The sequence below is a fragment of the Halomonas sp. GFAJ-1 genome, from assembly GCF_000236625.2.
Classification (GTDB): domain Bacteria; phylum Pseudomonadota; class Gammaproteobacteria; order Pseudomonadales; family Halomonadaceae; genus Vreelandella.
Genome location: NZ_AHBC01000034.1, coordinates 20,915 through 42,143, shown reverse-complemented (window position 1 = coordinate 42,143; position 21,229 = coordinate 20,915). Strand labels below are relative to the sequence as shown.

General features: G+C 54.9%; 36 protein-coding genes and 1 riboswitch. Of the genes, 5 read left to right on the top strand and 31 right to left on the bottom strand.

The window, feature by feature from the left end; translation table 11 throughout:
- The first annotated feature begins 174 nt into the window (after window positions 1–174).
- Window positions 175–870 (top strand): cupin domain-containing protein, encoded by a 696-nt coding sequence (locus tag MOY_RS09490; protein WP_009099052.1) that lies wholly within the window; start codon window positions 175–177, stop codon window positions 868–870.
- Here MOY_RS09490 and MOY_RS09485 read toward each other — a convergent pair.
- Window positions 851–1,216 (bottom strand): DUF6164 family protein, encoded by a 366-nt coding sequence (locus MOY_RS09485; protein ID WP_009099050.1) that lies wholly within the window; start codon window positions 1,214–1,216, stop codon window positions 851–853. The genes MOY_RS09490 and MOY_RS09485 overlap by 20 nt on opposite strands.
- Window position 1,217: 1 nt before the next feature.
- The gene (gene gloA, locus MOY_RS09480) at window positions 1,218–1,751 is read right to left on the bottom strand and encodes a lactoylglutathione lyase (RefSeq protein WP_009099049.1); all 534 of its coding nucleotides are present in this window, start codon (window positions 1,749–1,751) and stop codon (window positions 1,218–1,220) included.
- Between the two features lie 190 nt (window positions 1,752–1,941).
- On the opposite strand from gloA, the gene MOY_RS09475 reads away from it, so the two are divergent.
- The 4 genes from MOY_RS09475 to thiE all read left to right on the top strand — a co-directional run bounded on the left by MOY_RS09475 (window position 1,942) and on the right by thiE (window position 4,501).
- Window positions 1,942–2,316, top strand: coding sequence for a DUF2237 family protein (locus tag MOY_RS09475; protein WP_009099047.1), 375 nt, complete (start codon window positions 1,942–1,944; stop codon window positions 2,314–2,316).
- A gap of 171 nt (window positions 2,317–2,487) precedes the next feature.
- The gene (locus MOY_RS09470; protein WP_009099045.1) at window positions 2,488–2,832 is read left to right on the top strand and encodes a hypothetical protein; all 345 of its coding nucleotides are present in this window, start codon (window positions 2,488–2,490) and stop codon (window positions 2,830–2,832) included.
- Between the two features lie 93 nt (window positions 2,833–2,925).
- Window positions 2,926–3,018: riboswitch (TPP riboswitch) on the top strand.
- Between the two features lie 24 nt (window positions 3,019–3,042).
- On the top strand, window positions 3,043–3,867 hold the full coding sequence (thiM, locus tag MOY_RS09465) for a hydroxyethylthiazole kinase (RefSeq protein WP_009099043.1): 825 nt from the start codon (window positions 3,043–3,045) through the stop codon (window positions 3,865–3,867).
- Window positions 3,857–4,501, top strand: coding sequence for a thiamine phosphate synthase (gene thiE, locus MOY_RS09460; RefSeq protein WP_009099041.1), 645 nt, complete (start codon window positions 3,857–3,859; stop codon window positions 4,499–4,501). Before thiM ends, thiE begins: the two co-directional genes overlap by 11 nt.
- On the opposite strand, the gene trhP is transcribed toward thiE, so the two are convergent.
- From trhP to rplD, 29 genes are all read right to left on the bottom strand, one after another.
- Window positions 4,477–5,847: a prephenate-dependent tRNA uridine(34) hydroxylase TrhP gene (gene trhP, locus MOY_RS09455; protein ID WP_009099039.1), complete on the bottom strand. Its 1,371-nt coding sequence runs from the start codon at window positions 5,845–5,847 to the stop codon at window positions 4,477–4,479. The two genes, thiE and trhP, sit on opposite strands and share 25 nt — an antisense overlap.
- A gap of 158 nt (window positions 5,848–6,005) precedes the next feature.
- A complete protein-coding gene (locus tag MOY_RS09450; protein WP_009099037.1) occupies window positions 6,006–6,881 on the bottom strand; it encodes a DMT family transporter in 876 nt (291 codons plus the stop codon).
- 93 nt (window positions 6,882–6,974) lie between these two features.
- Complete coding sequence (locus tag MOY_RS09445) at window positions 6,975–8,345, bottom strand: serine hydrolase (RefSeq protein ID WP_035540522.1); 1,371 nt, start codon at window positions 8,343–8,345, stop codon at window positions 6,975–6,977.
- 193 nt (window positions 8,346–8,538) lie between these two features.
- Complete coding sequence (gene rplQ / locus MOY_RS09440) at window positions 8,539–8,925, bottom strand: 50S ribosomal protein L17 (RefSeq protein WP_009099033.1); 387 nt, start codon at window positions 8,923–8,925, stop codon at window positions 8,539–8,541.
- A 39-nt stretch (window positions 8,926–8,964) separates the two neighbouring features.
- Window positions 8,965–9,960: a DNA-directed RNA polymerase subunit alpha gene (locus MOY_RS09435; RefSeq protein ID WP_009099031.1), complete on the bottom strand. Its 996-nt coding sequence runs from the start codon at window positions 9,958–9,960 to the stop codon at window positions 8,965–8,967.
- Window positions 9,961–10,088: 128 nt separating this feature from the next.
- Window positions 10,089–10,709, bottom strand: coding sequence for a 30S ribosomal protein S4 (rpsD, locus tag MOY_RS09430; RefSeq protein ID WP_009099029.1), 621 nt, complete (start codon window positions 10,707–10,709; stop codon window positions 10,089–10,091).
- A gap of 12 nt (window positions 10,710–10,721) precedes the next feature.
- Entirely contained in the window at window positions 10,722–11,108 is a 387-nt protein-coding gene (gene rpsK, locus MOY_RS09425) for a 30S ribosomal protein S11 (protein WP_009099028.1), read from the bottom strand.
- 52 nt (window positions 11,109–11,160) lie between these two features.
- On the bottom strand, window positions 11,161–11,517 hold the full coding sequence (rpsM, locus tag MOY_RS09420; protein ID WP_009099025.1) for a 30S ribosomal protein S13: 357 nt from the start codon (window positions 11,515–11,517) through the stop codon (window positions 11,161–11,163).
- Window positions 11,518–11,638: 121 nt separating this feature from the next.
- Entirely contained in the window at window positions 11,639–11,752 is a 114-nt protein-coding gene (gene rpmJ, locus MOY_RS16955; RefSeq protein WP_009099023.1) for a 50S ribosomal protein L36, read from the bottom strand.
- Between the two features lie 51 nt (window positions 11,753–11,803).
- Window positions 11,804–13,135, bottom strand: a complete 1,332-nt coding sequence (gene secY, locus MOY_RS09415; RefSeq protein WP_009099021.1) for a preprotein translocase subunit SecY — start codon at window positions 13,133–13,135, stop codon at window positions 11,804–11,806.
- A complete protein-coding gene (gene rplO / locus MOY_RS09410) occupies window positions 13,136–13,570 on the bottom strand; it encodes a 50S ribosomal protein L15 (protein WP_009099018.1) in 435 nt (144 codons plus the stop codon).
- Window positions 13,571–13,573: 3 nt separating this feature from the next.
- Window positions 13,574–13,756 carry a 50S ribosomal protein L30 gene (gene rpmD / locus MOY_RS09405; RefSeq protein ID WP_009099016.1) on the bottom strand — a complete coding sequence of 61 codons (183 nt, stop codon included), beginning with the start codon at window positions 13,754–13,756 and terminating at the stop codon, window positions 13,574–13,576.
- Between the two features lie 6 nt (window positions 13,757–13,762).
- Window positions 13,763–14,263, bottom strand: coding sequence for a 30S ribosomal protein S5 (gene rpsE, locus MOY_RS09400; RefSeq protein ID WP_009099013.1), 501 nt, complete (start codon window positions 14,261–14,263; stop codon window positions 13,763–13,765).
- A gap of 11 nt (window positions 14,264–14,274) precedes the next feature.
- Complete coding sequence (gene rplR / locus MOY_RS09395) at window positions 14,275–14,625, bottom strand: 50S ribosomal protein L18 (protein ID WP_008959159.1); 351 nt, start codon at window positions 14,623–14,625, stop codon at window positions 14,275–14,277.
- A 9-nt stretch (window positions 14,626–14,634) separates the two neighbouring features.
- Window positions 14,635–15,165 carry a 50S ribosomal protein L6 gene (rplF, locus tag MOY_RS09390; protein ID WP_009099011.1) on the bottom strand — a complete coding sequence of 177 codons (531 nt, stop codon included), beginning with the start codon at window positions 15,163–15,165 and terminating at the stop codon, window positions 14,635–14,637.
- A gap of 9 nt (window positions 15,166–15,174) precedes the next feature.
- Window positions 15,175–15,567, bottom strand: a complete 393-nt coding sequence (gene rpsH, locus MOY_RS09385; RefSeq protein ID WP_009099009.1) for a 30S ribosomal protein S8 — start codon at window positions 15,565–15,567, stop codon at window positions 15,175–15,177.
- Window positions 15,568–15,599: 32 nt separating this feature from the next.
- Entirely contained in the window at window positions 15,600–15,905 is a 306-nt protein-coding gene (gene rpsN / locus MOY_RS09380; protein ID WP_009099007.1) for a 30S ribosomal protein S14, read from the bottom strand.
- 10 nt (window positions 15,906–15,915) lie between these two features.
- The gene (gene rplE, locus MOY_RS09375; RefSeq protein WP_009099005.1) at window positions 15,916–16,455 is read right to left on the bottom strand and encodes a 50S ribosomal protein L5; all 540 of its coding nucleotides are present in this window, start codon (window positions 16,453–16,455) and stop codon (window positions 15,916–15,918) included.
- A gap of 18 nt (window positions 16,456–16,473) precedes the next feature.
- Window positions 16,474–16,788, bottom strand: coding sequence for a 50S ribosomal protein L24 (gene rplX / locus MOY_RS09370; RefSeq protein ID WP_007111996.1), 315 nt, complete (start codon window positions 16,786–16,788; stop codon window positions 16,474–16,476).
- 14 nt (window positions 16,789–16,802) lie between these two features.
- Entirely contained in the window at window positions 16,803–17,174 is a 372-nt protein-coding gene (gene rplN, locus MOY_RS09365) for a 50S ribosomal protein L14 (RefSeq protein WP_009099003.1), read from the bottom strand.
- Window positions 17,175–17,224: 50 nt separating this feature from the next.
- Entirely contained in the window at window positions 17,225–17,485 is a 261-nt protein-coding gene (rpsQ, locus tag MOY_RS09360; protein ID WP_009099001.1) for a 30S ribosomal protein S17, read from the bottom strand.
- Window position 17,486: 1 nt separating this feature from the next.
- Window positions 17,487–17,678, bottom strand: coding sequence for a 50S ribosomal protein L29 (rpmC, locus tag MOY_RS09355; RefSeq protein ID WP_009098999.1), 192 nt, complete (start codon window positions 17,676–17,678; stop codon window positions 17,487–17,489).
- Window positions 17,678–18,091 carry a 50S ribosomal protein L16 gene (gene rplP, locus MOY_RS09350; RefSeq protein ID WP_007112000.1) on the bottom strand — a complete coding sequence of 138 codons (414 nt, stop codon included), beginning with the start codon at window positions 18,089–18,091 and terminating at the stop codon, window positions 17,678–17,680. Before rplP ends, rpmC begins: the two co-directional genes overlap by 1 nt.
- 15 nt (window positions 18,092–18,106) lie before the next feature.
- Window positions 18,107–18,811, bottom strand: coding sequence for a 30S ribosomal protein S3 (gene rpsC, locus MOY_RS09345; RefSeq protein ID WP_009098997.1), 705 nt, complete (start codon window positions 18,809–18,811; stop codon window positions 18,107–18,109).
- A gap of 11 nt (window positions 18,812–18,822) precedes the next feature.
- A complete protein-coding gene (gene rplV, locus MOY_RS09340) occupies window positions 18,823–19,155 on the bottom strand; it encodes a 50S ribosomal protein L22 (protein ID WP_009098995.1) in 333 nt (110 codons plus the stop codon).
- Window positions 19,156–19,173: 18 nt separating this feature from the next.
- Window positions 19,174–19,449 (bottom strand): 30S ribosomal protein S19, encoded by a 276-nt coding sequence (gene rpsS, locus MOY_RS09335; RefSeq protein WP_009098993.1) that lies wholly within the window; start codon window positions 19,447–19,449, stop codon window positions 19,174–19,176.
- Between the two features lie 33 nt (window positions 19,450–19,482).
- Complete coding sequence (gene rplB, locus MOY_RS09330) at window positions 19,483–20,313, bottom strand: 50S ribosomal protein L2 (RefSeq protein WP_009098991.1); 831 nt, start codon at window positions 20,311–20,313, stop codon at window positions 19,483–19,485.
- Between the two features lie 17 nt (window positions 20,314–20,330).
- Complete coding sequence (rplW, locus tag MOY_RS09325) at window positions 20,331–20,627, bottom strand: 50S ribosomal protein L23 (protein ID WP_009098989.1); 297 nt, start codon at window positions 20,625–20,627, stop codon at window positions 20,331–20,333.
- Window positions 20,624–21,229 carry a 50S ribosomal protein L4 gene (gene rplD, locus MOY_RS09320; protein WP_009098987.1) on the bottom strand — a complete coding sequence of 202 codons (606 nt, stop codon included), beginning with the start codon at window positions 21,227–21,229 and terminating at the stop codon, window positions 20,624–20,626. The genes rplW and rplD overlap by 4 nt, the downstream gene beginning before the upstream one ends.

Here is a 21,229-nt window from a genome sequence, read left to right as displayed (position 1 = left end):
GACCACGACCACGACCACGACCACGACCACGACCATCATGGTCATAGTCACTAAACGTCACTGCACACGTTTAAAACCGCCGAACAGGCGGTTTTTTTTGCATTGCATTTTAGCCCTGGGATAAGGAGACTTGTCAGTAATCCCTCGTCTTCACCCCAGCAAAGAGCCCTTACCATGCGCCTGAACGCCGATTTTAGCCACTTTGCCTGTGTTACGCCGGAAGAATATCGTTGGGTAGCGTCTCCCAGCGCGGGCGTGGAACGGATGATGTTAGACCGCGTTGGCGATGAAGTAGCCAGGGCCACCAGCCTGGTGCGCTACGCGCCCAACAGCCAGTTTAGCCATCACACCCATGGCGGCGGTGAGGAAATCTTGGTGCTTGAGGGGGTATTTGCCGATGAGCATGGCCGCTACCCCGCTGGCAGCTATTTACGCAACCCGATTGGTACTGGGCATACACCCCAGATTGGCAACGAAGGCGCGTTAATTCTGGTTAAGCTGCATCAATTTGATAAAGATGACCTTCTGCAACTTGCCGTCCCCGCCCACCGCCTGCCCTGGCAGCCTGACCGCCGCGCTGGCCTTACTTATAAAATGCTGCATACCTACCACTCAGAACAGTATGGCCCAGAGCGGGTAAGCCTGGAGCGCTGGGAAGCCGACGTAACAGTCTCCTACCCTACTCTTAGCGGCGGGTTAGAGCTCTTTGTACTGGAAGGGTCGCTGTGGGAAGGCAGCACCGAGTACCCTGCCGGCAGCTGGTGCCGCTACCCCGCTGGCGCCGCACTTCAACTTCAAGCAGGCGGCAGTGGTGCACAGCTTTATTTAAAACGCGGCCATTTGGCCGCCGTTAATCTATCAAACCTATAAATGGCAGTAGCGTGATCAGGATAATCATCACAACGGCTACCATAACCAGCAACACTTGAAACGGATGCGCGGCCAAGCGCCGCCATAGCGTTGGCGCTTCTCCCCTGGCAGCGGCATCATCATACGCTTGCCGAGCCTTCACTTGGCGTTCAGCCTGGTACTCTGCCAACGCTGCCTCTGCTGCTTCACGTTGGTGGGGGTTGCGAAGCCAGATAGCATCTACCCCCAGGCGAAAAAAACCCGCCTGGGTTTCGTAGATGTCAAAGCCGCGTTCACCCAGTAGTTGGCGAACTTCCAGCGCCTCTTCATCCGTCACGTGTCGTAGCCGAAATAACAAATGGGCCATATTAGTCGCCCATCGCCGCCATGCGGTCTGCCTGAATCACTTCAATCCAGTAGCCATCTGCGTCTTTGACGAAAATAACGTCCTTCATTTTGCCCTGGTCGGCACGCTTAACAAAGGTAACGTTATGCTCGTCAAACCATGCTTGGGCGGCTTCCAAATTCGGTACGTTAAAACAGATATGCCCAAAACCTTGCGGCTCTGCATTGCCATCGTGATAAGCAAAATCTTGCTGGTTTTCGGTGCCCCAGTTATGCGTTAGCTCTAGCAGGCCTTTTTGGCTGAATGTCCAGGCGGTACGCGCCTGGGTCTCTTCGGGTACGTTATCCCCCGCGGCCACATTACCTAGAAAATAGAGCGAAAACTGCATCTCCTCAAAGTCCAGGCGCCTTAATACCTGCATACCAAATACCTTCGAGTAGAACGCCAGAGCACGCTCGGGGTCCTTCACCCGCAGCATGGTGTGATTTAAGCAAAACCCTTGGGTTTGCGGTGCGACGGGGGCAACCCCTGGGTGCTGTTCACCTTTAAACGACATGGGTCTCTCCTGCTGCTGAATTAACCAATACAAAATACCCTAGAGGGGCGTAAATACTTTGACGAAGCGGTTACTTTGCACAAGGCTTTAGAGTGCTGAACATCATCACCTCATAAAGCGCTTTTCTACCTCAACGATACTTTATGAAGGCAGCATTTAGCGAATTCTAGCCTTTACCAAAGGAGACCGCATGTCCCGTGACCGTAATGTACTGGGTGAGCCGCTAACTCCCTGCTGCCACTCTCCTAAAACTGGGTTCTACCGCGATGGTTTTTGCCGCGTGGGGGCCGATGATGCAGGCGTTCACTCAGTGTGCGCCATGGTGACAGAAGAGTTTTTAGCTTTCTCACATGCCCAAGGTAACGACTTAATCACCCCTCGCCCTGAGCATAAATTTCCCGGTTTAACACCTGGCGACCGCTGGTGCCTCTGCGCCCACCGCTGGGCCGAAGCCGCTCAGGTGGGTCTTGCGCCACCGGTGATTCTTTCCAGCACCCATGAGCGGACGCTAGAAATTATTCCGCTGATTAAGCTTCAGCAGCATGCTCTGGACGCAGTGCGTTAACCACAAAGCCGTACAATCGATATATAGTGACTGGAAATTTTATGCAAATCTTCTACACTTGCGTATCAAATGCTTTACAAAACGATTCTAAACCGGTCTCCTTAGAGACAACTAACTTTCTCTTTAACAACCGTTAGATGACCCGCGAGCGGGGTCAATCTGGAGCTTGTCATGACTGCAATCGATATGACCCTGGGCGACCGACTAACGCTGAAGCAGCTGTCTCATGTGCTGCAAAACGGCTTTTCACCGATAGTGGAAGTCGAGTCGATGGATGGTATCTACAAAGTACGCTTTCACCACGCTAATGGCGTCTCTGATTTATGCAACAGTGAAGGTCACGTCAGCACTTTTATGGGCACCGGTGAAATCCGCGATGCCCTTGGTCAACTAGGGCTAACACACGGTGTGCTTACCTTTGCCGACCAGTGCGGCGATGAGATGATCGGTGTGGAAGGCAAAGCGATAACGCCGGACGAGATGCTTACCTATGGAACGCGTATCTCCTTTCGGTAGTCACGTACTTAGCTAGTCTCGTAGCTGCCCGTTTTTGGAAAGCACTTCCGGCAACCCAAAGCTTTACAGATCCGTTTAAGCCAAGGATAGTAGGCCCGACGACAGGGGCGCCGTTATGACGGCTGAGAAGCACCCTTTGAACCTGAACCGGATAACACCGGCGTAGGGAGTCGTGGTGCCCCTACACCACCTCCCTGCCGGGAGGATGCTATGACCTCACGCTCCTTGAGCGATTACCCCCTAGGCGGTTATCTTGAAGCACTGCGTTCCTCTACGCCGCTAGTGCACTGCATAACCAACTATGTGGCGATGAACAGCACCGCCAACATACTGCTCGCCGCCGGCGCATCCCCTGCCATGCTTCACGCCATTGAAGAAGTCGCCGACTTTACGGCGATTGCTGGCGCGTTATCAATCAATATAGGCACTATCTCCTCTACCTGGGCGGACACCATGCTAGTGGCTGCGAAAACGGCCCATCTCCAAGACATCCCATGGGTATTAGATCCAGTTGCCGTGGGTGCCACACGCTTTCGCCAAACGCTATGTGCTGAGTTACTCACCTACCAGCCGACGGTGATTCGTGGCAATGCGTCAGAGATCCTAGCGCTTGGAGGGTTAGCTGGCCAAGGGCGCGGGGTAGATGCCACCGCCTCTACCCAAGATGCTTTTACCGGGGCTATTGCGCTTGCCCAACGCCATGGCTGTGTAGTGGCGATGACCGGCCTAGAGGACTTTGTGACCAACGGCCACCACCACTATCGCCTCACAGGTGGCCATGCGCTGATGCCTAAAGTAACCACCCTAGGGTGTGGCCTAAGCGCCTTGGTAGCAGGCTTTGTAGCGTCAAATCGTGAGCGCCCTTTTGAAGCAAGCATCGCCGCGCTAGCCTGCTTTGCCCTGGCAGGTAACCGAGCGGGAGAACATGCCACCGGCCCTGGCAGTTTTCAAGTCGCGCTATTAGATGCGCTGTATCAACTCACCCCCAATGACCTTTCTACCTTTGCCCAACTGGAGGCAGTGCATGCCGTTTGATCTCTCGCTTTACTTAGTAACCGACGCGAACCTTTGCGCCTCTTTTGGCCTAGAGCAGACGGTAGCGGCCGCGGTGCAGGGCGGTGTCACTATCGTGCAGCTACGCGACAAGCACGCCAGCGACGCGCAGATGATTGCCCAGGCTAAACGCTTGAAAGCGCTGCTTGCGGGAAGCGGCGTGCCGCTGATTATTAACGACCGCCTAAACGTAGCCCTAGAAAGTGAAGCCGATGGCCTGCACCTGGGCCAAAGCGATACAGCAGTGCAGGAAGCACGCCAAGCGCTAGGCCCTAACGCCATTATCGGCCTCTCCATTAATACGCTCCCCCAACTACAGGCCGCGCCGGTTGAGCTACTGGACTACGTGGGCTTAGGACCCGTATTCGCCACGGGCAGTAAGCAAGACCACGCCCAACCGATTGGCTTTGATGGACTGGCACAGTTGGCTGAAGTTTGCCCGCTGCCCAGCGTGGCGATTGGTGGTCTAAAGGCTGAGCACGCAGCGCACGTTAAAACCGCAGGCGCCAATGGCCTTGCGGTGATTTCAGCCATCTGTGGTCAGCCAGACCCGCGCCAGGCGGCGCAGGCGTTTTCAGCGGTGGAGCAGACTCAGGAAGCAGGAATTCCTAGCTGAACAGCGGGAATAGACGCCGCTGGCTTGAGATCGCGCATTAGCAAGGCAAACTCAAGCTGCTCAGGCTGAATGTCAGCCCCAGGTACCGGGATACGAACCCGGTGCCCAGAGCCGGGGGCGGCACGCAAGCCTTCGCCGCGCTGGTTCTCTATGTACTCAAGCGCAAAACGGCGATTGCCGCCGGGCAGCATTAGCTCCATGCTGTCGCCTGCTTCAAAGCGGTTCTTAACCTCTATATCAAGCATTTCCCGTGATGCATCGTAGCCGAGGACGTCGCCTACAAACTGCTGGTGCACACCGATGGAACTGCCTTGCTCATAGCTCTGGAACTCATCGTGTACATGGCGGCGATAGAACCCCTCGGTGTAGCCCCGATTGGCTAGGTTCTCAAGTTCATCCATTAGCCCCATATTAAAGGGCCGCCCGGCGACGGCGTCATCAATGGCCTGGCGGTAGACCTGGGCCGTCCGCGCGACGTAATAGTAGGATTTAGTGCGCCCTTCAATCTTGAGCGATGAGACACCCATCTCTGCTAGCCGCGCTACGTGCTGAACGGCGCGCAGGTCTTTCGAGTTCATAATGTACGTGCCGTGCTCATCTTCATAAACGGGCATCAGCTTGCCTGGGCGTGTCACATCTTCAATCAACGCCGACAACTCATCTTGATCATTAGCCGTTGCCGTTACCCCCTGATTGGCAGGCACCAAATCGCCCGTCTCGTCGTGAGTGGCGGCGACGGTGTTGTATTTCCAACGACACGCATTGGTGCAGGTGCCTTGGTTAGGGTCACGGTGATTAAAATAACCTGAGAGCAGGCAACGGCCTGAATAAGCAATACAGAGCGCTCCATGGACAAAGGTTTCGATCTCTAGGTCCGGGCACTCAGCACGTATTTCACCAATCTCTTCAAGGGAGAGCTCGCGGGATAAAATAATCCGGCTAATGCCCTGACGCTGCCAAAACTTAGCGGCCGCCCAATTTACAACGTTGGATTGTACTGAGAGATGGATCTCTTGTTCCGGCCAGCGATCACGCACCATCATGATCAAACCTGGGTCCGACATAATCAGCGCATCCGGCCGCGCTTCAATCACCGGCTCCATATCCCGCAGGTAGGTTTTTAACTTGCTGTTATGGGGCGCAATGTTAGAAGCCACATAAAACTGCTTTCCGCGCGCGTGGGCATATTCGATGCCACGGTGCAGATTATCGACCTTAAAATCATTGTTTCGCACACGCAGCGAATAACGCGGTTGGCCAGCGTATACCGCATCCGCCCCGTAGGCGAAAGCGTAACGCATATTATTAAAGGTACCAGCAGGGGAAAGCAGTTCTGGGGCTTGCATAAACAGTCACCGTTATCAGGACGATGGCCCGTGGCGCGTCAGCAATCACCAAAGCGCACAGGTTGAAAGGGCCGGATTATAAACAGCCCAAACGTACTGTCTTGTTCAGCTCTCTGCTTTGATGACCTGGATCAAAAAGTAGCGGCAACCAGCGCTATTTAAGCGCTTGGACGGCGCTTTAGCGTTGTGCGCCGGTCATGGTAAGCAATCGCCAAACCACTGCCCATAATCAGCGCACTGCCTACCCACACCCACAGGTCCGGTAGCTCGCCCCAGAACCACCAACCCAGCAGAACCGCCCAAAGCATCGCGGTGTAATCAAACGGTGCAGCGATGGCCGCGGGTGCGAAGCGGAACGCCAACGTAATAAACGCAGTGGCGCCAATACCCAGTACCCCGGCCGCTAAAAACCCAAGCCAGTGCCACGGCTGCGGCGTTTGCCACACCCAGGGTAAACTGACCGCCGTAATAACAAAGGGCACTAATGTCATATAGAACACCATTGCCCAAAGGTGCTCTCTGGCACCATAACGGCGCGCCGTAATCATCATAAGGGCATAAAAGAAAGCGGCCCCCAATAGCGTTAGCGTGCCTAGTTGGAACGCATCGCCCCCCGGGCGCACCACAATCAGCACGCCCACAAAACCTACCAGCGAGGCGATCAGCACAGGTGTGTCAATACGTTCACCCAGCAGTGGCACCGACAGCAGCGTGACAAAAAGCGGTGCAACAAAGGCGATGGCCGTCGCTTCCGCCAGAGGTAGCAAGATAAGCCCCCAGACGAAAAAGATCATCGTCGCGGTGTAGATAAGCCCTCGCACCAAGTGCACGCCTGGTCGCTTCGTGCTTAACTTTCGTAGCCCACCAGCGAAGTAGGCCATCAACGCAATCAGCGGTAACGATACCAGCGTACGAAAGAAAATGATCTGCAGCGGCGAGTGCACTTCGCCAAGCCATTTTGAGACAGCATCGCCCAGTGCTAAAAACAGTACTCCCAGGCACATGCAGAGTATGCCTTTTAACGATGTTGTCATTTGCGCCTCCTCATTTCATCGGGCTCTGGGTAGCCACTAACCAAAAAAAACCCGCCAACACAGGGTTGGCGGGGCAGTATGTCATCAGTGCGATTACAAACTAGCGTTCACCACCATGCAGTCCATGCCCTGAGCTTGAAGCGATTGACAAGCTTGCCTTGCCCCTCCTTCATCTAACGCCACTACACGGGCACGAAATACCGGTGTCTGACCCTCTAAGGTGTCAATTAGCACACGGCCACCGACGCTGTTAGGTAAGCGTTGCGCCGCTTGGTGAGCAAGCTGTTCAGCGTGAGATGCTTGGCTAAAGGCACCTACTTGAATACCCCAAACACCACCTGAAGCTTGCTCTGCCGCCGGTGCAACCGTAGCCATCACACGCTCTCGCTCAATAAACGCTTGCAATGGATCTGGCTGTGCCGAGGCGGGGGTATCAGTGCTCTGCTCTGACGAACGGGAAAGCTGCTCTTCTACTGCCACTGCTGCCGTTCGCGCAGGAGACAGCGTCGTCGCGACGTTAGCAAGCATAGGCTGGCTAGGAGCTGCAGGCTGATTGATGGGCTGAGCTAACCCTGGAAACGTCATAAACTCACGGGAGATATCGGTATTGGCTAACCATGTACCATGGTCACGCAGTGCTGCACGGCTAAAGCTGCGATCTAACAGGTTCGCCATATGAGTATCACGGGACGCCCCTGTAAAACCGCCCATCACAATGCCTACCAAGCGCCGGTTGTTATTTACGGCAGTCGTGGCCACGTTGAAACCTGAGGCGCGAATAAAACCCGTTTTAAGACCATCGGCTCCAGGATAGTTACGCACTAACCGATTATGGCTGGTATGCCGCGTTCCACGGTAAGTAAACTCTTGAAGGCCAAAATAGTGGTAATACTGAGGGAAATCCTGCATCACTCGCACAGATAGCGTCACCATATCCCGCGCGGTGGTAATTTGTTGGTCATCCGGCAAACCGGAAGCATTGCGAAAGGTGGTCGAATTCATACCCAGCTCACGGGCTTTTGCAGTCATTAAATGACCGAAGCGCTGCTCGCTACCACCAAGCGCCTCAGCAACTACCACCGCAACATCGTTAGCTGAACGCACAGCTAATGCACGGATCGCGCTATCCACAGAAATCGAGCTACCTGCCGCCAGCCAGAGCTTAGTGGCCGGCATCGCAGCAGCCTGCGCCGAAACAGGCAACGCTTGGTCTAGAGTAAGCTCACCCTTTTCCAGTGCTTCAAACAACAGGTAAAGCGTCATCATCTTGGTCAGTGATGCCGGGTAGCGTCTTTCGTCAGCATTTTCTGCATACAGCACTTCACCATTTTCCAGATCCACCACAATACCGGCGTAGCGCGGATTGGCGTGAGCCTGGGTAAACGCCCCCAGCATCAGCAAAGAGAGCGTGAGCGGCACCCACCAAAGCGCCACACCCCTTGCGTATATTCCTATTGTGGCCATACATGCCCCTTGCTTATTAGACGTATGTGAACACTCAATAGCAGCCCGCTTGCCCCTCAAAAGGCTAGCACGCTTACTTGGTAAAATGATGCTTCTAAAAAGAGTATATAGGTTAACTATAAAAACAGCAGACATAAAAAAACCGACCCGCTAGGGTCGGTTTTCATTTTTGCTCGAAAAAGGGTACAGAAACTTACTCTGCAACCGCTTCTTCTTCAGCAACCGGACGATCAACTAGCTCAACATATGCCATGGGCGCGTTGTCGCCGGTGCGGAAACCGCACTTGAGAATGCGGATGTAACCACCCGGACGCTCGGCGTAACGCGGACCTAGCTCGTTGAACAGTTTGCCGACGGCTTCTTTAGAGCGCGTGCGGGAAAACGCCAAACGACGGTTTGCAACGCTATCCTGCTTGGCTAGGGTGATCAGCGGCTCGATAACGCGACGCAGTTCCTTAGCCTTAGGCAGGGTTGTCTTAATGACTTCATGCTCGACCAGCGAGACAGACATGTTCTTGAACATGGCCTGACGATGCGAGCTGGTACGATTCAGATGACGACCACTCTTACGATGACGCATGGTTGTAATTCCTTACCAAACTGGGACTCAAGTCGACGCTTACGCGGAGGCTTTGTCGTCCTTCAGGCTAGCGGGTGGCCAATTTTCCAGCCGCATACCCAGGGACAGGCCGCGCGCCGCCAATACATCTTTGATTTCATTCAAAGACTTTTTACCGAGGTTCGGGGTCTTCAGCAGCTCAACTTCAGTGCGCTGGATCAGATCTCCGATGTAATAAATATTCTCGGCTTTTAGGCAGTTAGCGCTGCGAACGGTCAACTCAAGATCGTCTACGGGGCGCAATAGGATAGGATCAACATGATCCTCTTCCTCTTCGACTTCCTGTTCTTTATCAGCTTCCAGGTCGACGAAGGCGGCCAGCTGCTCTTGCAGAATGGTCGCACTGCGACGGATAGCCTCTTCCGGATCCAAGGTACCGTCGGTCTCCAGATCGATAATAAGCTTATCGAGATCGGTGCGCTGCTCTACACGAGCGGCCTCAACCGAGTAGGAAACACGGCGGACAGGGCTGAAGGTGGCATCCAGCTGCAGGCGGCCAATAGCACGTGTCTCTTCATCAGAGCCACGAGCGTCAGCCGGCTCATAACCACGACCCAGCGCGACCTTAAGCTGAATTTTCAGCTCGGCACCTTCATTAACATGCGCAATGATGTGGTCCGGGTTGACGATTTCGACGCTATGATCAAGCGCAATGTCGCCAGCGGTAACGACGGCTGGGCCCTGCTTGTTCAGCGAGAGCACCGCCTCATCGCGGCTGTGCATCTTAATCGCAACATCTTTCAAGTTCAGGAGGATTTCGATGACATCTTCCTGCACCCCTTCGAGCGCACTATATTCGTGCTCGACACCGGCGATTTCAGCCTCTACCACGGCAGCGCCAGGCATGGACGAAAGCAGAATGCGACGAAGTGCATTCCCCAGGGTGTGGCCAAAGCCGCGCTCGAATGGTTCGAGAACGATCTTGGCATGATGTGCGCTGATTTCTTCGACCTTGATGTCGCGGGGACGAAGAAACTCTGTCACTGAACGCTGCATATGAACACCTTTCTTCAGGCTGCCAAACGGATACTGAGTACTCTAAAGCACGATACTCAAGAGCATCTGGGCGGTTAGCTTTGCTATCCCGCCCAGGCCTCAAGAAGCAGAAATAAAAATCAGACTGCTTACTTGGAGTACAGCTCGACGATCAGGTTTTCGTTGATGTCGGCAGTCAGGTCACCGCGTTCAGGCAGAGCCTTGAAAGTGCCTTCCATCTTCTTGGTGTCGATTTCGATCCAAGCGATGTCGCCACGGTTGGCCGCAATGGTCAACGAGAGTTGAATACGCGCTTGATTCTTCGCCTTTTCGCGAACAGAAACAACGTCACCTGGCTTCACTTGGTAAGAAGCTACGTTAACGGTGCGGCCGTTCACGGAAATCGCCTTGTGGCTGACCAGCTGACGCGCTTCAGAGCGAGTCGAACCGAAGCCCATGCGGTAGACGACGTTATCCAGTCGGGATTCAAGCAACTGCAACAATACTTCACCCGTCGCACCTTTCAGGCGAGCGGCTTCTTTGTAGTAGTTGCGGAACTGCTTTTCGAGTACGCCATACATACGGCGTACTTTTTGCTTCTCGCGAAGCTGCAAGCCGTAGTCGGAAAGACGCTGACGACGCTGGCCGTGTACACCCGGGATTTGCTCGGATTTACACTTTTTCTCGAAGGGAGTCACACCACTCTTTAAAAAGAGGTCTGTACCTTCACGACGAGAAAGTTTGCACTTCGGTCCAATATAACGAGCCATGAATCTGTCTCCTTAAACGCGGCGTTTCTTAGGCGGACGGCAGCCATTATGGGGAATGGGCGTCGCGTCTACGATGCTTTGCACGCGGAAGCCGGCGGCATTCAGTGCGCGCACGGCGGATTCACGACCGGGACCTGGGCCTTTAACCAGTACGTCTACGTTTTTCACACCATACTCGGCTGCAGCAGTTGCTGCACGTTCGCTTGCCACTTGAGCAGCGAACGGGGTGCTCTTGCGAGAACCACGAAAACCCGAACCACCGGCTGTCGCCCACGAAAGAGCGTTGCCCTGGCGGTCTGTGATCGTCACGATCGTGTTGTTAAAAGAGGCATGGATGTGCGCTACGGCGTCCACTACCTGCTTTTTAACCTTTTTACGGTTACTACGCGGGTTAGCCATGTTGATGTCTATTCCTGTCTTAACGTCAGCTCTCTACTAAAGAGCCTGCGTGTTATTTGCGGATCGGCTTACGCGGGCCCTTACGGGTACGCGCGTTAGTCTTAGTCCGCTGACCACGCAGCGGAAGACTACGACGATGACGCAGACCACGGTAGCAGCCTAAGTCCATGAGACGCTTAATGTTAAGCGTAACATCACGACGAAGGTCGCCTTCTACGGTGTACTTACCAACTTCAGAACGCAGGGTATCCAGCTCTTCGCTAGACAGCTCCTGGATCTTGGTAGTCGGCGCAATACCGGCAGCAGCACAAAGGTGCTGTGCACGAGTACGGCCAATCCCGAAGATATAGGTCAGCGAGATCGCCGCATGCTTGTTGTCCGGGATATTGACGCCTGCAATACGGGCCATCAGCTTACTCCGAAATTTGAGCGGCTTGCTCGTTTATTCATCTACAAAAGGCGCAACAGCATACCCCTTTAAGAGCCCTAAGGCAAGGGGTATGCCGGCACCCGCTTAAAACAACTCAGGATTAGCCCTGACGCTGTTTGTGCCGCGGTTCGATGCAAATAACGCGGACAGCGCCATTGCGACGAATGATCTTACAGTTACGGCACATCTTCTTTACGGAAGCTCGAACTTTCATCGTTCTTTCTCCAAAAACGGCTCGCGACACGCCAATAAGTAAGGCGGCGCCTCAGCGCATGATGCCGCCGCTACCGTAGCCTTTCAGGTTGGACTTCTTCATCACTGAGTCATATTGATGCGACATGAGATGCGACTGCACCTGGGCCATGAAGTCCATGATGACCACAACTACGATCAGTAGCGACGTCCCGCCGAAGAAGAACGGTACGTTCCACGCTACGATCAAGAACTGGGGCATCAAGGAAACCGCAGTGATATACAAGGCACCGAACAAAGTAAGACGTGTCATCACTTTGTCGATATAGCGAGCGGTCTGCTCGCCGGGGCGAATGCCCGGCAGGAAAGCGCCTGACTTTTTAAGATTGTCAGCCACATCCTTGGGGTTGAAGACCAGCGCTGTGTAAAAGAAGCAGAAGAATACCACCGCCGCGCCAAAAAGCAAGATGTAAAGCGGTTGGCCAGGGCCCAACGCTTGTGATGCACGCTGCAACCACTCCATCCCTTCACCAGCGCCTACCCACTGACCAATTGAGGCCGGGAAAAGTAGAATACTGGAAGCAAAAATTGCTGGTATAACGCCAGCCATATTCACTTTCAAGGGCAGGTAGCTGCTTTGGCCTGCATACATCTTATTGCCCACCTGACGTCGCGGGTAATTCACCTTGAGTCGGCGTTGACCGCGCTCAATGAACACCACGAAGGCAACAGTGGCAATACCTAGCACTGACAGCGCTAACAGCGGAAGAACATTCCAGGCCCCTTCGTTACGAGCAAGCTCAAACGCTTGCCCCACGGCACTGGGCAGCCCGGCGACAATACCCGCGAAGATCAGCAACGAAATACCGTTGCCAATGCCCTTCTCGGTGATCTGCTCACCTAGCCACATCATAAACACCGCACCCGACACAAACGTGATGATGGCAGTGAAATAGAAGCTGAAGTCAGCGCTGTACGCGATGCCTTGGCTAGCCAGACCGACGGACATACCGGTGGCCTGGACAAATGCCAGCAACACCGTGCCGTAGCGGGTGTACTGGCTAATCTTGCGGCGGCCGGCCTCACCCTCTTTCTTGAGCTGTTCAAGATGAGGGGAGACCGCAGTCATGAGCTGCATGATAATCGACGCCGAGATGTAAGGCATAATGCCCAAGGCGAGGACACTCATACGCTCCAGGGCGCCACCCGAGAACATGTTAAACATGCCCAGGATGGTGCCCTGTTGCTCCCTAAACAAGGCAGCAAGCTGGTCAGGATTGATACCGGGAACGGGAATGTGGGCACCGATACGGTACACCACGATGGCGAGGAGCACGAAGCGCAAACGCGCCCACAGTTCACTCAGACCGCTGCCCATCGCCGGCATATTTCCTGACTTGGCCATTTAGTCCTCTACCTTGCCGCCAGCGGCTTCGATCGCTTCACGGGCACCTTTGGTGACCTTGATTCCACGAACGGTAACCGCTGTTTTCAGTTCGCCAGAAAGGATGATCTTCGCGTGTAGCGTAGCATCCTTCAGCACGTTGGCTTCTTTCAAAGATGCCATGGTGACTTCGCCACCGGCAACTTTAGCAAGCTCAGCCAGGCGCACTTCTTCAGATACCAGTGACTTAGCGGACGTAAAGCCAAACTTCGGCAAACGGCGCTGCAACGGCATCTGACCGCCTTCGAAACCAGGCTTGACGCTACCGCCACTGCGTGATTTCTGACCTTTGTGACCACGGCCACCGGTCTTACCAAGACCGGAGCCGATACCACGGCCAACGCGCTTTTCAGCGTGTTTGGAGCCCGGTGCCGGACTCAGGGTATTGAGTTTCATGGATTACTCTCCCTCAACGCKCACAAGGTAATTAACCTTGTGAATCATGCCGCGTACGGCAGGGGTGTCTTCCAGTTCAACCGAGTGACCGATGCGACGTAGACCCAGGCCCTTCATAGTAGCCTTGTGCTTGGGCAAAACGCCGATGGTGCTGCGGATCTGGGTAACCTTGATCGTTGCTGCCATGGTGTCTTACCCCGTGATCGCGTCGACAGACAGACCGCGTTTAGCGGCGATGTCTTCCGGTGCTTGCATGGCGGAGAGACCTTTAACAGTCGCTCGAACCACGTTAACCGGGTTGGTGGAACCGTAGCACTTGGCCAGTACATCGTGGACACCAGCAAGCTCTAGTACAGAGCGCATAGCACCACCAGCGATGATTCCGGTACCTTCAGAAGCCGGCTGCATGTAGACCTTAGAAGCACCGTGACGGGCTTTCACCGGATACTGCAGCGTATGGCCAGCAAGGTTAACCTTGACCATGTTGCGACGAGCTTGGTCCATCGCTTTCTGGATCGCGACCGGCACTTCACGCGCCTTGCCACGACCAAAACCGACACGACCTTTACCATCACCAACGACGGTCAGCGCGGTGAAGCCGAAAATACGACCACCTTTGACCACCTTGGCGACGCGGTTGACCTGCACTAACTTCTCTTGCAGATCACCGCTTTGCTGTTCGTTCTTCGCCATCGTAAAACCCTTTAGAATTCCAGGCCGCCTTCACGAGCGGCGTCGGCCAGAGCCTTAACGCGACCGTGATACTTAAAGCCAGCACGGTCGAAGGCCACCTGGGTGATGCCTGCTTCTTTAGCGCGTTCAGCAATCAGGGCGCCGACCTTAGAGGCCGCGTCTGAATTACCGGTCGCACCCTCGCGCAGTGCCTTGTCCAGCGTAGATGCACTGGCCAACACTTTGCCACCATCCGGCGAGATAATCTGCGCGTAGATGTGTCGCGGGGTACGGTTGACGCACAGGCGATACACGCCCAGCTCGCGGATCTTGGCGCGAGCGCGGCGGGCACGACGGAGACGAGATTCTTTCTTCGCGTTCATAACCCTGCCTTACTTCTTCTTGGCTTCTTTGCGACGCACCTGCTCGTCGGCGTACCGTACACCTTTGCCTTTATACGGCTCTGGCGGACGGAAGGCGCGGATTTCCGCGGCGCACTGGCCGAGCATCTGCTTGTCCGCGCTTTTCAGCACGATCACGGTGTTTTTCGGCGTTTCCGCTGATACACCCTTAGGCAGTTCATAGTCGACCGGGTGCGAGAAGCCCAGTGAAAGATTGAGCGTCTGGCCCTTTGCTTGGGCACGATAACCGACGCCAACAATTTCGAGAGTTCTTGTAAAACCCTCGGATACGCCCGTGACCAGGTTCTGAACCAAGGCGCGGGTTGTACCGGCCATTGCCCAGCTCTTGGCAGACTCACTCGGGGCGAAGGTCAGCTGGCCATCTTCTTGGCCAATCACCACGTCTTGGTGAATGGCGAGAGACAGCGTGCCTTGGCCGCCTTTGGCGGTCAGCTGACCAGCGTCGATTTTGATCTCGACACCGGCAGGCACTTTAACCGGATATTTCGCTATGCGGGACATTCCAGCCTCCTAGAATACGGTGCAGATGACTTCGCCACCGACGCCTGCTTGGCGCGCGGCACGATCGGTCATGACACCATTAGAGGTGGTGACAATCGCGATACCCAGACCATCGGCGACCTTAGGCAGGTTGTCCTTGCCCATGTAGCGGCGCAGAGACGGCTTGGAAACCCGCTGAATGTGCTCAATGACCGGCTTACCCTCAAAGTACTTGAGAGTGATGGTTAGCTCGGGCTTAACGCCTTCAGCCACCGTAAAGTCGGCAATGTAGCCTTCTTGCTTTAGCACTCGGGCCACTTCAACTTTCAGCTTGGAGGACGGCATGGTAGCCGTCTCCTTGGTGGCCATCTGCGCATTGCGGATACGGGTAAACATATCCGCCAGAGTGTCTTGCATGCTCATTTAATGTGCGCTCCTGATGATTCTACGTGGCGTTACCAGCTGGACTTTTTCAGGCCAGGAACGTCGCCACGCATGGCGGCTTCACGCAGCTTGTTACGGCCGAGGCCGAACTTGTTGTAAAAACCGTGCGGACGGCCAGTGACGCGGCAGCGGTTACGCTGACGCACCGGGCTTGAGTCGCGCGGCAGTTGCTGCAGCTTCAGCGTCGCCTCGAAACGATCTTCTTCAGAAGCGTTCACGTCCGAGATGATTTTCTTGAGCTCTGCGCGCTTAGCCGCATACTTCTCGACTAGCTGAGTACGCTTGAGCTCACGCTCTATCATACTTTTCTTAGCCATGATCCAACCCTTATTTCTTGAACGGGAAGTTCAGCGCTGCAAGCAGTGCACGACCTTCCTCGTCGGTGTTGGCGGTAGTAGTGATAGTGACGTCCAGCCCCCGAACGCGATCGATCTTATCATACTCGATCTCCGGGAAGATGATCTGCTCACGCACACCCATAGAATAATTGCCGCGACCGTCAAAGGACTTCGGGTTGAGACCACGGAAGTCACGCACGCGGGGAATTGCGATGTAAACCAAGCGGTCTAGGAAGTCCCACATACGCTCTGCGCGCAGTGTTACTTTAATACCGATCGGCCAACCTTCGCGCACCTTGAAGCCCGCGATGGACTTACGTGCCTTGGTCACCAACGGCTTTTGACCGGAGAGCTTCTCCATGTCGCCGATGGCATTGTCGATCAGTTTTTTATCGCTGACCGCTTCGCCGATACCCATGTTCAGCGTCACTTTCGTGATCCGGGGTACCTGCATTACGTTGGCGTAGCTAAACTGCTCTTTGAGCTGAGCCACGACCTCGTTTTGATAACGTTCTTTCAAGTTCGCCATTGTGCTACCCGACTCGCGTTAGGCGTCGATCTGCGTCTGCGTCGACTTGTAGATACGTACCTTGGTACCGTCTTCCTTAACTTGGAAGCCGACGCGATCCGCCTTACCGGTCTCCGAATTGAAGATCGCTACGTTGGACGCGTGAATCGGAGCCTCACGCTCGACGATACCGCCCTGATTACCCGCCATGGGATTTGGCTTGGTGTGACGTTTAATCATATTCACACCGGACACCAAGAAACGGTTTTCTAATACCCGCTTAACGGTGCCGCGCTTGCCTTTATCCTTCCCGGCGATGACGATGACTTCATCGTCACGTTTGATCTTTTGCATATCCGCCTCGCTCCTTACAGCACTTCAGGCGCTAGGGAAATGATCTTCATAAACTTCTCGTTACGAAGTTCACGAGTGACCGGCCCGAAGATACGCGTGCCGATCGGCTGTTCGTTGGTGTTATTCAACAAAACCGCCGCATTTCCATCGAAACGGATCAGCGAACCGTCACCACGACGGACGCCACTACGGGTCCGAACGACTACCGCTTTCAGCACTTGGCCTTTTTTGACCTTGCCGCGCGGAATCGCCTCTTTCACCGTTACCTTAATGACATCACCAATACGAGCGTAGCGACGGTGTGAACCACCTAACACCTTGATGCATTGCACCCGGCGCGCTCCGCTGTTGTCGGCGACATCCAGCATTGTCTGAGTCTGAATCATCGGTTTTCTCCAAACCTAATCTGACTGCACTGGTTGGACAGACCTGGGAATTAACCCTTGGCCTGCTCGACCACCTCGACCAGCGTCCAGGCTTTCTTCTTGGAAAGCGGACGGCACTCCTGAATGGAAACCGTGTCGCCTGCCTTAGCCTGGTTCGCCTCATCATGGGCGTGCAGCTTGGTGGAGCGCTTAACGTATTTTCCGTAGATCGGGTGACGCTCACGGCGCTCGATCATAACGACGATGGATTTATCCATCTTGTCGCTCACCACCTTGCCGGTGAGCGTACGTGCTTTCTTTTCTTCGGCCATCTCAATCACCTGCCTTCTCGTTGAGCATAGTCTTCACGCGGGCGATATCCCGACGGACCTGCTTGAGCAGATGAGTCTGGCTCAGTTGGCCAGTGGCCTTCTGCATGCGCAGGTTGAACTGCTCGCGGAGGAGCTCGAGGAGTTGCTCTTGGAGCTCTCCTACGGACTTTTCACGAATTTCCTGGGCTTTCATCACATCACCGTCCGTTTTGCAAAGGTGGTGGACAGGGGCATCTTCTGTGCGGCCAGCTCAAATGCTTCACGGGCCAGCTCTTCGGATACACCTTCAATTTCATACAGGACCCGACCCGGTTGGATCTGGGCTACCCAGTACTCAACAGAACCTTTACCTTTACCCATACGAACTTCGAGCGGTTTTTTGGAAATCGGCTTATCAGGGAAGACGCGGATCCAAATCTTACCGCCACGTTTTACGTGACGTGTGATCGCACGACGGCCAGCTTCGATCTGACGCGCAGTGATGCGGCCACGACCGGTTGCTTTGAGACCGTACTCCCCGAAGCTGATCTTGCTTCCGCGATGCGCAAGGCCACGGTTGCGGCCTTTCATCATCTTGCGGAATTTCATACGCTTGGGCTGTAACATCGACTCGCTCTCCCCTTACCTGGAACCTTTCTTCTTGGGCGCGTTGCCGGCAGGCTGCTGTTGCTTAGCCTTGGCACGTACTTCCTCGATACCACCGAGGATTTCGCCCTTGAAGATCCACACTTTGACGCCGATAACGCCGTAGGTGGTGTGAGCTTCGTAAGTGGCGTAGTCGATATCCGCACGCAGCGTGTGCAACGGAACGCGACCTTCGCGGTACCATTCGGTACGTGCGATTTCAGCGCCACCAAGACGACCTGACAGCTGAATCTTGATGCCGCCAGCGCCAAGACGCATTGCGTTCTGTACCGCGCGCTTCATAGCACGACGGAACATGACGCGACGCTCAAGCTGACCCGCTACGTTAGCAGCGACTAGCTTGGCATCCAGCTCCGGCTTGCGAACTTCTTCGATGTTCACATGAACCGGAACACCCATCATCTCGGTGAGATCGCGACGTAAACGGTCGACATCTTCACCTTTTTTGCCAATCACGATACCCGGACGGGCAGTGTGAATGGTGATGCGGGCATTGTTAGCCGGACGCTCGATGTGAATGCGGCTTAAGGAAGCGTTTTTTAAACGCTCTTCCAGGAAGCTGCGCACTTCGAGATCATTATTGAGCTTATCGGCATATGCGCCGCGCTCGGCATACCAGACAGAAGCATGGTCTTTGACGATGCCCAGTCGAATGCCTGTTGGATTGACTTTCTGACCCATCTGGTCGACTCCTACTTCTCGGCTACCTTGACGGTGATGTGGCAGGTGCGCTTCAAGATACGATCCGCACGCCCTTTGGCACGCGGCTTGATACGCTTAAGCGTCATGCCCTCATCGACGCAGATGGTCGAGACACGCAGCTCGTCGATATCCATGCCGTTATTTTCTTCCGCGTTTGCAATGGCGGACTGCAGCACTTTCTTGACCAATTGAGCAGCCTTCTTCGGTGAGAAGGTCAGCAGGTCGAGCGCCTCGGCTACCGGTTTACCGCGCACCTGGTCAGCCACCAAACGGGCCTTCTGGGCGGATAAACGAGCGCCACGCAGCTTAGCTGTGACTTCCATCTCTCAATCCTCTCTGGCTTACCGTTTGGCTTTTTTGTCCGCCGCATGCCCGCGATAAGTGCGAGTAGCAGCGAATTCGCCCAGCTTGTGACCAACCATTTCCTCGGAGACATGCACCGGGACGTGTTGGCGACCGTTATGGACAGCGATTGTGAGGCCTACCATGTTTGGCAGGATCATCGAACGACGCGACCAAGTCTTGATCGGTTTGCGATCGTTCTTCTCCACTGCAGCCTCTACCTTCTTCAAAAGATGAAGGTCAATGAAGGGACCTTTCTTTAGTGAACGTGGCACAGCCGTTACCTCTTAATGTCTTGGCAATTTAGATCAACGCGTCTTATTACGACGACGGATGATCAGCTTGTCGGTGCGCTTGTTCTTACGCGTCTTGTGACCCTTAGTCGGCACGCCCCATGGGGATACCGGGTGACGACCACCACTGGTGCGGCCTTCGCCACCACCGTGCGGGTGATCGACTGGGTTCATCGCGACACCGCGAACAGTCGGACGCACGCCTCTCCAGCGCTTCGCACCGGCCTTGCCAAGTTGACGCAGGCTGTGCTCAGAGTTGCTCACCTCACCCAGAGTCGCGCGGCATTCCGCTAACACTTTACGCATTTCGCCAGAGCGAAGACGCAAGGTAGCGTAATTACCTTCACGAGCGACCAACTGGGCGCTAGTACCGGCACTGCGAGCAATCTGCGCGCCTTTACCCGGCTTCAGTTCGATGCCGTGAACGGTAGAACCAAGCGGGATGTTGCGCAGTGGCAAAGCATTGCCTTTCTTGATGGGCGCATTAACACCAGATTCCAGCACGTCACCCGCGCTGACACCTTTCGGTGCAATGATGTAACGACGCTCGCCATCAGCGTACTTAAGCAGTGCAATGTGCGCACTGCGGTTCGGGTCGTGCTCCAGACGCTCAACAGTGGCCGGAATGCCATCTTTGGTGCGTTTGAAGTCGATCAACCGATAGTGATGACGGTGACCACCGCCCACGTGGCGGGTAGTGATGCGACCGTTATTATTACGGCCACCGGACTTGGACTGTTTTTCCAAAAGCGGTGCATACGCACGGCCTTTGAACAGTTCCTCACCAACGATCTTAACGACGTGGCGACGACCGGCGGATGTGGGTTTGGTCTTGACGATTGCCATTATCCGTACTCCTGCCCTTATTCGGCGCCAGAGAAGTCTTCGAGCGTTTCACCCGCAGCCAGGGTCACATACGCTTTGCGGTAACCCTTACGCAGGCCAACGCCGTGAGCAGTACGCTTAGTTTTACCCTTGACGTTCAATACTTGAACGCCACCGACCTTCTTGCCGAAAAGTGCTTCAACGGCCTTCTTGATCTCGGGCTTGGTAGCATCGCTTGCCACCTTGAAAACGTACTGGTTGCGCTCTGCTGCCATCGCGGCCTTTTCGGTCACGTGCGGTCCGAGCAGAACCTTGAATACGCGTTCCTGGTTCATGCCAGCTTCTCCTCGAATTTACGCAGGGCGGAGACGGTAACCAGGACCTTATCAAAGGCAACCAGGCTCACCGGATCAGCTGCAGCGACATCCACCACGTCAACATGGGGAAGGTTGCGTGCGGCCAGATAGAGCTTTTCGTCCATGTCTTCAGTGACGATCAACACTTTCTCAAGGTTGAGCTCTTTCAGCTTGGCAGCTACCTGCTTGGTCTTCGGCGCTTCTACGCTGAACTCTTCAATCGCGATAAGACGCTCTTGACGTACCAGTTCAGACAGGATCGAACGCATCGCCGCGCGGTACATTTTGCGGTTAACCTTCTGCGAGTGATCCTGAGGACGCGCCGCGAAAGTTACGCCGCCGCTGCGCCATAGCGGAGAGCGGATGGTACCGGCACGTGCACGGCCGGTGCCCTTCTGACGCCATGGCTTCTTACCACCACCACGCACGTCGGAACGGTTCTTTTGAGCGCGAGTACCTTGACGGCCACCAGCCAAATAGGCGGTTACCACCTGGTGAACCAGCGCTTCGTTGAATTCTTTGCCAAAAGTGGCGTCGGCTACTTCAACGGTACCCGTGCCTGCAGCAAGATTCAGATTCAT

Coding starts and splice junctions, on each gene's coding strand:
- MOY_RS09435 (WP_009099031.1), bottom strand. CDS start 9,960: ATGCAGCGTTCAGTGACAGAGTTTCTTCGTCCCCGCGACATCAAGGTC.
- thiM (WP_009099043.1), top strand. CDS start 3,043: ATGACCTCACGCTCCTTGAGCGATTACCCCCTAGGCGGTTATCTTGAA.
- rplQ (WP_009099033.1), bottom strand. CDS start 8,925: ATGCGTCATCGTAAGAGTGGTCGTCATCTGAATCGTACCAGCTCGCAT.
- rpsN (WP_009099007.1), bottom strand. CDS start 15,905: ATGGCTAAGAAAAGTATGATAGAGCGTGAGCTCAAGCGTACTCAGCTA.
- rplE (WP_009099005.1), bottom strand. CDS start 16,455: ATGGCGAACTTGAAAGAACGTTATCAAAACGAGGTCGTGGCTCAGCTC.
- rpsC (WP_009098997.1), bottom strand. CDS start 18,811: ATGGGTCAGAAAGTCAATCCAACAGGCATTCGACTGGGCATCGTCAAA.
- thiE (WP_009099041.1), top strand. CDS start 3,857: ATGCCGTTTGATCTCTCGCTTTACTTAGTAACCGACGCGAACCTTTGC.
- rpsH (WP_009099009.1), bottom strand. CDS start 15,567: ATGAGCATGCAAGACACTCTGGCGGATATGTTTACCCGTATCCGCAAT.
- rpsD (WP_009099029.1), bottom strand. CDS start 10,709: ATGGCTCGTTATATTGGACCGAAGTGCAAACTTTCTCGTCGTGAAGGT.
- rplO (WP_009099018.1), bottom strand. CDS start 13,570: ATGAAACTCAATACCCTGAGTCCGGCACCGGGCTCCAAACACGCTGAA.
- rplD (WP_009098987.1), bottom strand. CDS start 21,229: ATGAATCTGAATCTTGCTGCAGGCACGGGTACCGTTGAAGTAGCCGAC.
- MOY_RS09475 (WP_009099047.1), top strand. CDS start 1,942: ATGTCCCGTGACCGTAATGTACTGGGTGAGCCGCTAACTCCCTGCTGC.
- MOY_RS09485 (WP_009099050.1), bottom strand. CDS start 1,216: ATGGCCCATTTGTTATTTCGGCTACGACACGTGACGGATGAAGAGGCG.
- rpsE (WP_009099013.1), bottom strand. CDS start 14,263: ATGGCGAAGAACGAACAGCAAAGCGGTGATCTGCAAGAGAAGTTAGTG.
- MOY_RS09445 (WP_035540522.1), bottom strand. CDS start 8,345: ATGGCCACAATAGGAATATACGCAAGGGGTGTGGCGCTTTGGTGGGTG.
- MOY_RS09470 (WP_009099045.1), top strand. CDS start 2,488: ATGACTGCAATCGATATGACCCTGGGCGACCGACTAACGCTGAAGCAG.
- rplV (WP_009098995.1), bottom strand. CDS start 19,155: ATGGAAGTCACAGCTAAGCTGCGTGGCGCTCGTTTATCCGCCCAGAAG.
- rpmC (WP_009098999.1), bottom strand. CDS start 17,678: ATGAAAGCCCAGGAAATTCGTGAAAAGTCCGTAGGAGAGCTCCAAGAG.
- MOY_RS09450 (WP_009099037.1), bottom strand. CDS start 6,881: ATGACAACATCGTTAAAAGGCATACTCTGCATGTGCCTGGGAGTACTG.
- rplB (WP_009098991.1), bottom strand. CDS start 20,313: ATGGCAATCGTCAAGACCAAACCCACATCCGCCGGTCGTCGCCACGTC.
- rpsM (WP_009099025.1), bottom strand. CDS start 11,517: ATGGCCCGTATTGCAGGCGTCAATATCCCGGACAACAAGCATGCGGCG.
- rplN (WP_009099003.1), bottom strand. CDS start 17,174: ATGATTCAGACTCAGACAATGCTGGATGTCGCCGACAACAGCGGAGCG.
- rpmJ (WP_009099023.1), bottom strand. CDS start 11,752: ATGAAAGTTCGAGCTTCCGTAAAGAAGATGTGCCGTAACTGTAAGATC.
- rplW (WP_009098989.1), bottom strand. CDS start 20,627: ATGAACCAGGAACGCGTATTCAAGGTTCTGCTCGGACCGCACGTGACC.
- secY (WP_009099021.1), bottom strand. CDS start 13,135: ATGGCCAAGTCAGGAAATATGCCGGCGATGGGCAGCGGTCTGAGTGAA.
- trhP (WP_009099039.1), bottom strand. CDS start 5,847: ATGCAAGCCCCAGAACTGCTTTCCCCTGCTGGTACCTTTAATAATATG.
- rplP (WP_007112000.1), bottom strand. CDS start 18,091: ATGTTACAGCCCAAGCGTATGAAATTCCGCAAGATGATGAAAGGCCGC.
- rpsK (WP_009099028.1), bottom strand. CDS start 11,108: ATGGCTAACCCGCGTAGTAACCGTAAAAAGGTTAAAAAGCAGGTAGTG.
- rplR (WP_008959159.1), bottom strand. CDS start 14,625: ATGAACGCGAAGAAAGAATCTCGTCTCCGTCGTGCCCGCCGCGCTCGC.
- rplX (WP_007111996.1), bottom strand. CDS start 16,788: ATGCAAAAGATCAAACGTGACGATGAAGTCATCGTCATCGCCGGGAAG.
- rpsQ (WP_009099001.1), bottom strand. CDS start 17,485: ATGGCCGAAGAAAAGAAAGCACGTACGCTCACCGGCAAGGTGGTGAGC.
- rplF (WP_009099011.1), bottom strand. CDS start 15,165: ATGTCCCGCATAGCGAAATATCCGGTTAAAGTGCCTGCCGGTGTCGAG.
- gloA (WP_009099049.1), bottom strand. CDS start 1,751: ATGTCGTTTAAAGGTGAACAGCACCCAGGGGTTGCCCCCGTCGCACCG.
- MOY_RS09490 (WP_009099052.1), top strand. CDS start 175: ATGCGCCTGAACGCCGATTTTAGCCACTTTGCCTGTGTTACGCCGGAA.